This window comes from Caballeronia sp. LZ035, from assembly GCF_031451175.1.
Taxonomy (GTDB): domain Bacteria; phylum Pseudomonadota; class Gammaproteobacteria; order Burkholderiales; family Burkholderiaceae; genus Caballeronia.
In genome coordinates this window covers 1,470,997-1,483,626 of the sequence record NZ_JARUXS010000002.1, presented here as the reverse complement: position 1 = coordinate 1,483,626, position 12,630 = coordinate 1,470,997, and the positions used below count along the sequence as shown (strand labels likewise).

At 63.3% G+C, this 12,630-nt stretch carries 13 protein-coding genes; 8 read left to right on the top strand and 5 right to left on the bottom strand.

Annotated features, from left to right (window positions below; translation table 11 throughout):
* Positions 1–36: 36 nt before the first annotated feature.
* The 4 genes from QCE88_RS22405 to QCE88_RS22390 form a co-directional block, all read right to left on the bottom strand.
* A complete protein-coding gene (locus tag QCE88_RS22405; RefSeq protein ID WP_309906225.1) occupies positions 37–1,206 on the bottom strand; it encodes a zinc-dependent alcohol dehydrogenase in 1,170 nt (389 codons plus the stop codon).
* 2 nt (positions 1,207–1,208) lie between these two features.
* Complete coding sequence (locus QCE88_RS22400) at positions 1,209–1,463, bottom strand: hypothetical protein (RefSeq protein ID WP_309906223.1); 255 nt, start codon at positions 1,461–1,463, stop codon at positions 1,209–1,211.
* Positions 1,464–1,494: 31 nt separating this feature from the next.
* On the bottom strand, positions 1,495–1,875 hold the full coding sequence (locus QCE88_RS22395; RefSeq protein ID WP_309906221.1) for a hypothetical protein: 381 nt from the start codon (positions 1,873–1,875) through the stop codon (positions 1,495–1,497).
* Between the two features lie 70 nt (positions 1,876–1,945).
* Positions 1,946–2,821 (bottom strand): manganese catalase family protein, encoded by an 876-nt coding sequence (locus tag QCE88_RS22390; protein ID WP_309906219.1) that lies wholly within the window; start codon positions 2,819–2,821, stop codon positions 1,946–1,948.
* Positions 2,822–3,241: 420 nt separating this feature from the next.
* Here QCE88_RS22390 and QCE88_RS22385 point away from each other — a divergent pair, with 420 nt between their 5' ends.
* From QCE88_RS22385 to nadE, 3 genes are read left to right on the top strand one after another with little or no spacing between them, the layout of a single operon-like run.
* Positions 3,242–4,774, top strand: a complete 1,533-nt coding sequence (locus tag QCE88_RS22385; RefSeq protein ID WP_309906216.1) for an ATPase domain-containing protein — start codon at positions 3,242–3,244, stop codon at positions 4,772–4,774.
* Positions 4,771–6,504 (top strand): ATP-binding protein, encoded by a 1,734-nt coding sequence (locus tag QCE88_RS22380; protein ID WP_309906214.1) that lies wholly within the window; start codon positions 4,771–4,773, stop codon positions 6,502–6,504. The genes QCE88_RS22385 and QCE88_RS22380 overlap by 4 nt, the downstream gene beginning before the upstream one ends.
* A 22-nt stretch (positions 6,505–6,526) precedes the next feature.
* Positions 6,527–7,360 (top strand): ammonia-dependent NAD(+) synthetase, encoded by an 834-nt coding sequence (nadE, locus tag QCE88_RS22375; protein ID WP_309906212.1) that lies wholly within the window; start codon positions 6,527–6,529, stop codon positions 7,358–7,360.
* 7 nt (positions 7,361–7,367) lie between these two features.
* Here nadE and QCE88_RS22370 read toward each other — a convergent pair whose 3' ends face one another.
* Positions 7,368–8,309 carry an AEC family transporter gene (locus QCE88_RS22370; RefSeq protein WP_309906210.1) on the bottom strand — a complete coding sequence of 314 codons (942 nt, stop codon included), beginning with the start codon at positions 8,307–8,309 and terminating at the stop codon, positions 7,368–7,370.
* A gap of 100 nt (positions 8,310–8,409) precedes the next feature.
* On the opposite strand from QCE88_RS22370, the gene QCE88_RS22365 reads away from it, so the two are divergent.
* The 5 genes from QCE88_RS22365 (at position 8,410) to QCE88_RS22345 (ending at position 12,630) form a co-directional block, all read left to right on the top strand.
* Positions 8,410–9,300, top strand: a complete 891-nt coding sequence (locus QCE88_RS22365; protein ID WP_309906208.1) for a LysR family transcriptional regulator — start codon at positions 8,410–8,412, stop codon at positions 9,298–9,300.
* Between the two features lie 145 nt (positions 9,301–9,445).
* Positions 9,446–9,817, top strand: coding sequence for a CidA/LrgA family protein (locus QCE88_RS22360; RefSeq protein ID WP_309906206.1), 372 nt, complete (start codon positions 9,446–9,448; stop codon positions 9,815–9,817).
* Positions 9,814–10,548: an LrgB family protein gene (locus QCE88_RS22355; RefSeq protein ID WP_309906204.1), complete on the top strand. Its 735-nt coding sequence runs from the start codon at positions 9,814–9,816 to the stop codon at positions 10,546–10,548. The genes QCE88_RS22360 and QCE88_RS22355 overlap by 4 nt, the downstream gene beginning before the upstream one ends.
* Positions 10,549–10,769: 221 nt before the next feature.
* Positions 10,770–11,294, top strand: a complete 525-nt coding sequence (locus tag QCE88_RS22350) for a DUF4142 domain-containing protein (RefSeq protein WP_309906569.1) — start codon at positions 10,770–10,772, stop codon at positions 11,292–11,294.
* A gap of 37 nt (positions 11,295–11,331) precedes the next feature.
* Entirely contained in the window at positions 11,332–12,630 is a 1,299-nt protein-coding gene (locus QCE88_RS22345; protein ID WP_309906202.1) for an FAD-dependent oxidoreductase, read from the top strand.

The window sequence follows — 12,630 nt, the reverse complement described above, 5'->3', positions numbered from 1 at the left end:
CATCCTGACGATGGCGCGGACTTTATCTCAAGGCCTTCAGGGCGTCAGCACGACCTTGATGCAGCCATCTTCCTTGTCCCTGAACGTCTCGTACATCTTCGGTCCGTCCGCGAGTTTCATGCGGTGCGTAATGACAAACGACGGATCGATCTGACCTTCCTCGATACGCTTCAACAAGTCCTCGCTCCAGCGATTGACATGCGTCTGGCCCATGCGCCAGGTCAATCCCTTGTTCATGGCTGCGCCAAAGGGAATCTTGTCGATCAGTCCGCCATAGACGCCCGGAACGGACAACACACCCGCAGGCCGGCACACATGGATCATCTCGCGCAGCACATGCGGTCGGTCGCTCTCCAGCATGACGGCTTGCTTGACGCGGTCATAGAGGCCATCGAACGAGCGCGTCGCATGCGATTCCATACCGACTGCATCGATGCATTTCTCGGGTCCTTTGCCTTGCGTGAGGTCACGAAGCCGGTCGAGCACGCTTTCTTCCTTGAAGTTGACCGGAATCGCACCCGCTGCCTGCGCCATGGCCAGACGCTCGGGAACTTGGTCGATCACCACCACCTGCTTCGCGCCGAGCAGTACGGCACTGCGCACCGCCATCTGTCCAACAGGGCCCGCGCCCCAGATTGCGACCGTATCGGTCGGTTCTATCTGGCAATTCACCGCCGCCTGCCAGCCGGTCGGGAAGATGTCGCCAAGGAAGAGGACTTGTTCGTCAGTGAGTCCGTCCGGAATCTTGATATGCGTCTTGTCCGCAAACGGAATGCGCACATACTCCGCTTGCCCGCCCGCATAACCTCCCGTCAGATGGGTATAGCCGAACAGGCCGGCCGTCGTGTGGCCGAATAGCTTTTCTGCGGTTTCCTTGTTGCGATTGGAACGCTCGCACACGGAGAAATTGCCACGCTTGCATTGATCGCACTCGCCGCACGTGATGGTGAACGGCACGACAATTCGCTCGCCAATCTTCAACGCCGTGTTGTCGCGGCCCACTTCGACCACTTCTCCCATGAATTCGTGACCCATGACATCGCCATGTTTCATGCCGGGCATGAAGCCGTCGAAGAGATGAAGGTCCGAGCCGCAGATGGCGCAGGTCGAGACCTTGATGATGGCGTCGCGTCCGTCTTCGATTGCCGGATCGGGAACCGTGTCGTAGCGGATGTCTTTCTTGCCGTGCCAGACGAGTGCTTTCATGTCTACCTCTTGCCGCTCTGCTGTGAAGGGGAAGTCTGTGCGGGATCGGGTTCGAGATCCGGATCCTTGTGATCGTGCTCCGGCGCATAAGCGCCTTCTTCCGGATGGTCCTTGCCCTTCGGAACCAGGCTGGCGTCCATGCTGCCGTGTTCGCGTTGCCGGATGGTGCCGTCAGGCTTTTCCTCGACGTCCCCGGTGCCGAGTTCCTCGCGCCGCGTGTCGGCCCGTTCGACGGGGTCGGAAGGTTCGTTGGTCATGATTGCTTGCTCCACGGTCGTATAGAAACGGTCAAGGCGTCAGGCGCCTCACCACTTCGCCTTCCGCATCGAGAATCACATTCGGGCGCGGCGTGTCGGCCGTGTCACTCACGTCGTACACGATCCGCGCTTTGTCCGTGGTCGTGGGTGCGACGAGCGTCGCCATGACATCCGCTGCGGTGGCATGCAGCGTCTCGAATGCCTCAGTCGCATAGTTCAGCGCATAGCTCGGCCAGCGGGCCAGCAGTGCAGTCTGGTAAGACTCTCCGGAGAGTGCCGTGTCGATCGTCTTCCGGTTGAGTTCGCTGAACTGCCGGAGCGCGTCGTTCATGGTCAGCGTCAGACGAAGACAGGTCTCGACGTTGGCGCGGACGAGGTCGAAGCCCGGCGGGGTGAGCGTAGGTGACAGCATGGTTGCTCCTGAATGAAGTTCGATGAAGGAATGCCTTGGAGGCGGCACGCGCCTCCAAGGACGTGCACGCTTACACCTGGTTGGCCTTGCCCGCGCCCAGATCCGCACCCGTAGTCGGATCCGCCGCCGGGTCCGACGCCGTGCGCGACGCCATCGCCTGAAGCGTCTCGACGTCCTGTTCCGAGACGTTCACGGTCGCCAGCCCATCGCCGCCATCCACGGCAGGTTGCGGGTCTTCGATGAAGCGCCAGTCGCCGCCTTCGTTCCATGGACCTCGCATGTCTTCGCCCTTGGACATGTTGAAGTAGACGCTCGTGAACTCCGGATCGCCGGGCAACTTCCCTTGCGGAAAGTTCGGCTGAATGGAATGCAGCGCTTTCTCGAAGGACTTCTGATGTGCGATTTCACGCGTCATCAGGAAGCCCAATGCCTCCTTGATGCCGGGATCGTCGGTCACGTTGATGAGGCGTTCATAGACGATCTTCGCGCGCGCCTCGGCGGCAATGTTGGAGCGCAGGTCGGCGGTTGGTTCACCGATCGTGTCGATATATGCCGAGGTCCAGGGCACGCCTGCCGAGTTCGTCAACGGCGCACCGCCGCCATACAGAATCGACGTGATATGCGAGTCATTGCCCGCACCCGTCAGCGAGCGATACATCTCTGCCTCGGACTGAACGCCCTCGGCCAGTTGACCCTTGGCGCCCTTGTTCAGCATGGCGACGATCGAGCCGATAATTTCGAGGTGACTGAGTTCTTCGGTGGCGATATCGAAGAGCAGATCCTTGCGGCCCGGATCGTCTTCGGCCACGGCCTGGGTGAAATAGCGGCAAGCGGCGGCGAGTTCGCCTTGCGGCCCGCCGAACTGCTCGAGCAGCAGATTGGCCAGCCCCGGATTCGGGGAAGCGACGCGAACCGTATATTGCAAGCGCTTGTTGTGCACGAACATGGCGAAAGCTCCTTATCGTAGGGACGAGCGAAGTCCTTGCGCGGACTGCGCAAATGTCAAAGATGAAAAATGGATGCTCGAGAAAATTGACCGGGAGGAGCGCCGTGGCGTCACTTGCAGTCGTGCTTTCCGAGTCTCAGCGCAACGAATGTGCGCTGGCTTGATGCGGCGTGCCGCAGGTCAACGAAGATGAACCGAGCCTGGGATGATCAATGCCTCGGTTGCGTGGTCAGTCGAGCAATGGCTGTGCCCACGGGTCAAGCGAAGCCCTGCGCCCGGCACACTCCGCAGACCAATGCGATCGAACGTGCACATGGAAAGAAGTACACGCTACACTTTGATCATCGCGCCTGATAACCCGAGGATTCAACTCAGGGCGCACCACACAATATCGATCGTCAAAGCTATCGCTTCGAATCCATGACAGACCCGAAACCTCCCCGCATTTCTACCGGCCTCAGCACGCTCGACGACATCCTGAACGGCGGCTGGCCTGCCAGCAGGCTCTATCTGATCGAAGGCCGGCCAGGCTCGGGGAAGACGACGCTGGGTCTTCAGTTCCTGCGGGACGGCGTGGCAGCCGGGGAGACCGTGCTCTTCATCACGCTCTCGGAGACGTCTTCGGAACTGGACGAAGTCGCAGCCGCGCACGGCTGGTCGATGGACGGCATCACCGTCTTCGAGATGGAAGAGGCTGAGCTGAAGCTCGGCATCGACGGCGACCAAAGCCTCCTGCATTCGTGGGAAATCGAACTCGGCGAGGTGATCCGCCATATCACGGAGCACGTCGAGCGCGTCAAGCCGTCGCGCATCGTGTTCGACAGCTTGTCGGAACTGCGTCTGCTCGCGCAGGATCCGCTGCGCTTCCGGCGTCAGCTCCTGTCGCTCAAGCACTTCTTCAACAACAACGCCGCCACCGTCCTGCTGATGGACGACATGAGCGCGCGCGGCATGCATGACGTCGATCTGCACAGCCTTTGTCATGGCGTAATAACGCTGGAACGCCTCACGCTCGATTTCGGTGTGGCGCGGCGGCGCTTGCAAGTGCAGAAGCTCAGGGGAAGCGCGTTTCGGGAAGGTTTTCACGATTTCGCGATCCGCGAGGGTGGCCTGCAAATTTTTCCGCGTCTGGTCGCGCTGGAACATCACACCGAGTTCTCCGGAGAAGTCCTGCCAAGCGGCTCGCCGGGCCTCGATGCGTTGCTGGGCGGCGGCCCGCTGCGCGGCACGAGCACGCTGATCACGGGCCCCGCCGGAACCGGCAAGACCACGCTGTCCCTGCAATACGCGGCGCAAGCGTGCGCGCGCGGCGAGCGCTGCGTCATCTACGAATTCGACGAACGCATCGGCACGCTGCTCGTGCGTTCGAGGGGCATCGGGATCGAACTGCAACCGCACATCGATTCCGGTCTGCTGCACATCAGGCAGATCGACCCATCCGAGATCTCGCCCGGCGAGTTCACCAGTCTCGTGCGTTGGGAAGTGACGCGCAACGATGCCCGGCTCATCATCATCGACAGCCTGAACGGCTATGTCGCCGCGATGCCGCAGGAACAGCAGCTCATCCTCCAGCTTCATGAGTTGCTGTCGTTCCTGAACCAGCAGGGCGTCGCGACCTTCCTCATCAACCCGCAGGCGGGTTTGATCGGGAACATGCATTCGGGCTCGCTCAACATCAGCTATATCGCCGACGCCGTGATCCTGCTGCGTTTCTTCGAAGCCGAAGGACGCGTGCGCAAGGCGCTCTCGGTCCTCAAGAATCGCGGCAATCTGCACGAGAGCACGATTCGCGAGCTGATGATCAGCGCGCGCGGTCTGGAACTGAGCGAACCGCTGACACGCTTCAACGGCGTGCTGAGCGGCACGCCCACCTACACGGGCGGTGTGGCCGGGCTCGGCAGGCAGCGCGATTCAAACACGCCCGGCGGCGAGAACGGCGCTCCCCGGGAATGAAGGCTTTCTCGCGCCATATCGTCATCTTCGCCCGCTTCGGCCGCGACGCGCCGGTTGCCGAAATGCTGCTGCACAAGCGCGCGATCGCCACCACGACGGTGGATAGCTTCGACGCGCTCGTCGAGGCTATCGATCCCTATATGGGCGGCGTGCTGCTCACCGACGAATCGCTGTCCGGCGCGAACCTGTCCGCGTTGGCCGACAGGCTCGACGCGCAGCCATCATGGTCCGATGTGCCGTTCATCATCCTGACGCAGCGCAGCCGGTTCGAGCGTGTGCATCATCGACGGCTGGCGGGGCGGCTGCCCGCGCGCATGACGAACCTCGTCTATATCGAGCGGCCGGCGAGCGCGCTTGCGTTGACGAGCGCTGTGGAGGCCGCGCTGGCCGGCCGCGAGCGTCAGTTTCAGATTCGCGACGAACTGCGTGCAGCAGCGACGATGAACGAACGTCTGAGCGCGGCCGAGGAGCGGCTGGCGCGCAGTCACGCCGAGCTGGAACGACAGGTTGCGGACCGTACGCATGAACTGCGCGAGACGAATCGCCGGCTCACGGAGGAAATGCAGGAGCGCACGCGCGCGGAAGAGGCCTTGGCGCACGCGCAGAAGATGGAAGCGGTCGGGCGGTTGACGGGCGGCATCGCGCATGACTTCAATAACCTGTTGATGGCGCTGGTCGCCAATCTCGAACTCGCACGCCGGCAACTGGACCGCGATCACGCCGTGCTGCCGCTGCTGAACAACGCGCTGCGCGTGACTGAACGCGGCTCGAAGCTATCCGGTCAGCTGCTTGCGTTCTCGCGCATCCAGAAACTGGTGTTGCAGCCGGTGAACATCGACGCGCGCATGCGTGACCTCATGGACCTGGCGCGTCACTCGCTCGGCGTGTCGCATACGATCGAAGCTCACTTCGCAGCAGAGTCGCGCTTCGTGATTGCGGATTCGAACCAGATCGAACTCGCCATCCTCAATCTCGTCAACAACGCACGCGACGCCATGCAGAGCGGCGGCGTCATCACGCTGTCCACGCGGACGCGCGTGCTGGACGAGCCGGATGCGGAGCTTTCACCTGGCGAGTATGTCGAGATCAAGGTATCGGATAGCGGCACGGGAATCAGCGAAGCGGCGCTGCAGCGCATCTTCGATCCGTTCTTCACCACCAAGCCGGTGGGCAAGGGCACCGGGCTCGGGCTCGCGCAGGTCTGGGGCATCGCTCACCAGTGCGGCGGCACGGTCAAGGTGGAGAGCGAGTTCGGCCGAGGCGCTTCATTTTCGATTCTGCTGCCCGTCGCCGGATCGGGAAGCGAAGAGCCGGCCGGGACGCTGCCCGCATCCGACGGATGCGCGGCGGACGCAGCGGACGCCGAAGGCACGTCGGTCCTGATCATCGACGACGATGACAACGTGCGTGAATCGCTCGTGGCCGGTCTGGAGATGGACGCGTTCGAAGTACGCGATGCGCGCAGCGGCACTGAAGGGCTTGCGATGATCGGCGAGGACTTCCCGAACGTACTCGTCGTCGATTACGCCATGCCCGCGATGAACGGCGCGGAGGTGGCGCGAGCCGCGCAGAAGATCCGGCCCGGCTTGCCCATTGTCATGGTGACCGGCTATTCGGACACAGCGGCGCTGGATGGCGTGGCGAACGCGGAAGTGCTGCGCAAGCCGTTCTCGCTTGCCGAGCTGAGCCGGCATATCGCGAGGCTGCGGCGCTCCGCAGCGCGACCGTAATCGAGGCTATCAGGGAGCAACCATGAGCGAAGACGGGCGAGCGTGGCAGGTGCAGGTGATACGCGAGTTGAACGTATCGGCAAGCTTCGACGTGGACGGTGAACGCGAACGCCGCATCGGCTTCCTGTGCGATTACCTGATGTCGCACGGATTGCGGACTTACGTGCTGGGCATCAGCGGCGGGGTGGATTCATCGACGGCGGGGCGGCTTGCGCAACTTGCCGTCGAACGTTTGCGCGCGCAAGGTCATGAAGCACGCTTCGTCGCGGTAAGGCTGCCGTATGGCGTGCAGCGCGATGAAGACGACGCCCGGCGCGCCCTCGAATTCGTGCAGCCCGACGAAACGCTCGAAGTCAACATCCAGGACGCATCGGATGAGATGCTGGCGGCGCTCGAACACGCCGGCGCGCAGTACGCCGATGAGTTCCAGAAGGACTTCGTGCTCGGCAACATCAAGGCGCGCCAGCGCATGATTGCCCAATACGCGATAGCGGGCGCGCGTGACGGCGTGGTGATCGGCACGGATCACGCCGCCGAATCGCTGATGGGCTTCTTCACCAAGTTCGGAGACGGCGGCGCAGACGTGCTGCCGCTTTCCGGTCTCACCAAGCGTCGTGTGCGGGCGCTGGCGATGTCGATGGGCGCTTCGGCTCGACTCGCCATGAAGGTGCCGACAGCCGATCTCGAAACGCTCACGCCGCAGCGTCCGGACGAGGACAGCTACGGCATCACCTATGAAAACATCGATGACTTCCTGGAGGGCAAGGAAGTCGGGGAAGCAATCCTGAAGACGATCCGCCGTTTCTACTTTGCGACACGTCACAAGCGCGCCTTGCCGGTGGAAGTCGGCGCGTAAGCCCGCACTAAGCGCCCGACCGAACGTACACGAGGATGATCGAAAGCGTGACGAGCGAGGCGAGCGTGGTGAAGAGAATCGTGCGTGACGTCACCTGCGCTTCCCGTCGATAAAACTCCGCCAGCATGAACGGTCCCGTCCCCGTGGGTAAGGCGGCGAGGACGAGCGTCATGTTGACCATCGGCGTCGGCATCGAGAAGACGCGTGCGGCCAGCCACCATGCAAGTGCCGGTTGCAGCAGCAGCTTGGTGCCTGTCAGAAGCAGTGCACTGCGTTGCGTGGCGACCGCGGCCCTGCGCTCGGCGAGAAACAGCCCAAGGCTGACCAATGCACAGGGACTCGCGGCACCGCTCAGGAGCTTGAGGAACGCGACCACGCTGTCGGGCAGCGCGACATGCGCAGCCGAGAACAACACGCCGGCCAGCGGCGACACGATCAACGGATTCTTGCCCAGCGATACCAGTACCTTGCTGGCGAGCTTGTGCGGCCGCCGCTCGGCTTGCAGGCTCAGTTCACTCAGCACGATCGCAATGGCGAACAGCACGCACGCAATAAGGATGGTGGCGATGGTGGTCGGCGTCAGGCTCTCCGGGCCGAATGCCATCAGGCACAGCGGAAAGCCCACGTAGCCGGTATTCGGATAGGCGCCTGCGATGGCGTCGATGCTCGCGTCCGCGAGGTGCAGGCCGCCGATCATCCGGTAGGCGAGGATCAGCAGAAACGTCACGCCCCCGGCAATGCTGAAGACCGCGATGAACGCGGGTTGATCGAGTTGCTTCCACGTGGCATGCGCCATCGTATTGAACAGCAATGCAGGCAAGGCCAGCCAGACCACGAAGCGGTTGAGTTCGGATGCGGCAGTGGGGCCAAGCACGCCACGCCTGCGGCAGACGAAGCCCGCCAGGATGAGCGCGAAGACGGGAAGCAGGATCCCAAGCGTCGAAAGCATGGTGCAGTTATCGAGAAAGAGAGAACGAAGCAAGGGTAATCCCTAGGAGCGATACAATCCAATACCGTCTTCGACCCCTTTCGACACCTTTTTTGCATCGATGATCGACTTCAAGCGTTTGCGGTACTTCGTGGTGCTCGCCGAGACGCGGCATTTCGGGCGGGCAGCGGCGCGGCTGCACCTGTCGCAGCCGCCGCTCAGCCGGCAGCTGATCGCGCTCGAAAAGGAACTGGGCGTGAGGCTGATCGAACGGGGGCCGCGCGGCGTGACGTTGACGGCCGCCGGTGAGCGCTTCTATATCGATGCGAAGGCCGTGCTCGCCGCGCTGGAGCAGGCGCAGACGAACTGCCGGGCGGCGGCGGCGGGCACGGCGGGCGCGTTGTCGCTGGGCTTCACGATGTGCGCCGCCTATAGCGTGGTGCCCGGTTATGCGCGCCGCTTCAGCGTGGCCTGTCCCGATGTCGATGTGAGTCTTCGCGAGGTCGTATCGAACGATCTGTCGCAACGGGTCGTCGATGGCAGTCTGGACGCGGCCATCATGTTTCCCGGCATCTTCGACAAAAGCCTCACGACCGAGACCATCTTCTCGGAGCCGTTGTGCGTGGCGCTGCCGCGTGGGCATCGGCTGGCGAAACAGCGGCGTATCAGGATCGCGCAGCTCGCGGAAGAAACCTTTGTGCTGGCCATGGAAGAAGTGGCGCCCAAGTTCAGGGCCGTCATCGATCAGCATTGCCGCTCCGGTGGCTTCGAGCCTGTCGTCGGCTTCGAGGTGCAGTTGCAGCAGACCGTACTGAGCCTCGTCAACGAGGAAGCGGGCGTGGCGCTCGTGCCGCGTTCGATGAGCAAGTCGAGGCTGGCCGGCGTCGTGTTCCGCGAACTCGTCGATGCACCGTTCGTCGAGCAGGTGCTCGTGTGGTCGCGCGCGAATCGCAATCCCTGTCTGAAGCAGTTCATCGAGCTGGTGCAGGGGCAGGAGGTTTCTGCGGACTGACTTCGTGCGCAACATCCGCGCGGCAGTAGAATGGTCGCCCCGCATTCGGCCGGTGCGGCCGCCACGTGCGTGTTGCCGTGCATGTCGTGCATGCGCCGAGCGCGGGACAGGTGTCACGACCTATCCCACGCCCGAGGCCCCCATCATGCTTGCCGCCATCGCCACCTTGCTCGTCTTCCAGTGTCTCGGAGAAGGGCTTGCCTACCTCTTCCATCTTCCCGTTCCCGGCCCCGTGGTCGGCATGCTGCTGTTGCTCGCCTGGATGACGCTGCGTCCCACGCAAGCCGCTGCGCTCGAAGGCACTGCGCTCGAATTGCTTCGTCATCTGTCGCTGCTGTTCGTGCCGGCGGGCGTCGGCATCATGGTGTCGGCGGGCGCGCTGCGTGGCGATATGCTGGCCGTCGTGCTCTCCGTTGCCATCAGCACTGCGCTGGCTATCACGGTCACCGCGCTCGTCATGCGCGCGATGCTGCGGCGTCAGCGCGATCTTTCCGACCCGACAGGAGGACGCGCGTGATCCCGGTTCCCCGTTTCGGCGCAATCTGGGTTTACCTCGCGGCCACGCCGCTGCTGGGACTCACCATCACGCTGCTCGCCTATCTGATCGCGCAGCGCATCTATGCCGCGTGCCGCTTCAATCCGCTTGCCAATCCGGTGCTCATTGCCGTGGCGATCGTCGTCGTCGTGCTGAAGACGAGCGCGACGCCCTACGACACCTATTTCGACGGCGCCCAGTTCGTGCACTTCCTGCTCGGACCCGCGACCGTCGCGCTGGCGCTGCCGCTTTATCGCCAGTTGCCGAATCTGAAGCGGCTGGCAATACCCATTGTCGTCAGTCTCGTCGCGGGTTCATTGACGGCGATCGTCTCGGCGGTGGTGGTGGCGAAGCTGCTCGGCGCATCGCATCAGTCGATCGCCTCGCTCGCGCCCAAGTCGGCGACGACGCCCATCGCGATGGCGGTTGCGAAGGAGATAGGCGGCGTGCCTTCGTTGACGGCGGTGCTGGTCATCACGACGGGCGTGTTCGGCGCGGTGATTGCGCGAGGTCTGCTCAACCTGCTGCGCGTGACCGAGGTCGAGGCGCGCGGTTTCGCACTGGGCGTGGCGTCGCATGGGATCGGTACGGCGCGCGCCTTTCAGGTCAGCGAGGAGATGGGCGCGTTCGCGGGACTCGGCATGGGGCTGAACGGGATCCTGACGGCATTCGTCGTGCCGGTGCTGCTGCCGTTCCTGTCGCGGTTGCTTTGAAGCGGCCAGGTCCGCGCGTTGCTTGATGCTGGATGTCCCCGCTCCGGGACGTGACGGTGAGATGGCATTGGCCCGCGGTGTTTCAGCGGGCTTTTTTTGTGCAGGCAAGCAAGCAGGCAAGCGGGCGCAGTGCAGACGACGTGGCATTCCCATTGCTGTTGCATCAGAGCCAATGTGAATGTTCAATCGAGGAGACTCTCATGAAAGCCAGCCCCGCCCTGATGACCTTGTGTGCTTCCGCGCTGATCGGCATGACGCCGCTCGCAGCCATGGCACAAACGCAGGCCGCCAGCACCACGCAGGCAAACGATCTGCCGGAGGTCGACAAGGCGTTTGTCCAGGCCGCCACCCAATCCAGCTCCACGGAGATCGATACCGCCAAGCTCGCCACGAACCAATCGCAGGACAAGGACGTGAAGAACTTCGCGCATCACATGATGATCGACCATACGAAGCTGACCTTGCAGCTCAAGATGGCCGCGCCGCATGGTGTCGCGGTGCCGAAGGACAACTCGGATACCTCGGTAATCGATGCCCTCAAGCCGCTGAAGGGCAAGGAGTTCGACAAGATGTATGTCCAGAAGGTCGGCGTGGAAGGGCATGAAAAGGCCGTTGCCGCATTCCAGAAGGAGGCGCAGGAAGGCCAGAACGCCGATCTCAAGAAGGCCGCGCAAAAGGCGCTGCCCACCATCCAGAAGCATCTGAAGATGGCGCAGGACCTGGCCGCGACGAAGGGCATGCAGTAAGTCGCGGCGGTGAGGGTGACGCGGCGATGCTAGAGTCTTGATCGCCGCGTTCACCTCTCTCTCTTCGATGCCCAGCACGCCTTCATCTTCCGTTTCCACCGACATCGCCGTCATCGGCGCAGGCATCGTTGGCCTGGCGGTCGCGCATCATGTGCGCAAGCGGGGCCGCAGCGTCACGCTGATCGATCGCGCCGAGCCCGCGTCGCAATGTTCGATGGGCAATGCCGGCGCACTCTCTTACCATTCGGTCGCGCCGCTCGCCATGCCGGGCGTGCTGAAGAACGCCATGGCGATGCTGCGTGACGAGGACGGCCCGCTCTATCTCCCGCCGTCCTACCTGCCTCATGCGGCGGGCTGGCTTTGGCGCTTCGTGCGATCGGCGGGTGAAAGCCGCGTGCGCGAGATTGCAGGCTCGCTGAGTGCATTCTTCGACAGTGCCGAAGCGGATCACCGTCAACTCGCGGAAGAAGTCGGCTATGCCGCCGGCTTGCGGACAACGGGGCAACTGCATCTCTACCGGTCGGATGCGCAACTGGCCAAGGACGCGCTCGGCTGGGCGCTCAAGACCGAACATGGCGCGAAGCTCACGCGGTTGTCGGGCGGCGACATTCAGGACATGGAGCCCGACGTTTCACCGGACTACACGCTGGGCCTGTTCGTCGAGAACGATCACTCGGTGCTCAACCCGCATGGCTATGCGCTTGCGATTGCGCAAGCCCTCGTGCAGACAGGCGCGAGTTTCAGGCGCACGGAAGTGAAGGCAATGCGTCCCGAGTCACAAGGCTGGGCGCTGACACTCGCCGACAATTCGACGCTCCTCGCGCGTGATGTGGTCGTCGCAGCGGGCGCCTGGTCCACGCACTTGCTCGCGCCGCTTGGCCTGCGTCTGCCGCTGGAGTCGCAGCGCGGCTATCACGTCCATGTGCCGGAGAGCGGCACGCGCCTGTCGCGCACCATCGTGCTGACCGACCGCAAGGTGTTCATCACGCCGATGGACACCGGCTTGCGCATTGCGGGAACGGTCGAGTTCGGCGGACTGGTAAAGGAAGCGAATCCGCATCGCGCGGCGTTGCTGGCACGGCATGCGAAGGAAGGCTTGCCGTCGCTCGATCTGCTGGGTGGATCGAGCACCTGGATGGGCCACCGGCCCTGTATGCCGGACTCGATGCCGGTGCTCGGCGCCGTGCCGCGTCACGCCCGGCTATGGCTCGCTTGCGGTCACGGGCACCTTGGACTGACGGGCTCCGCGACCACCGGGCGTCTGCTGGCGAAGGCCATCCACGGCGAACCCGCGCCCGAACTCGATCCTTTCTCGATGTCACGCTTCGGCGGCTGA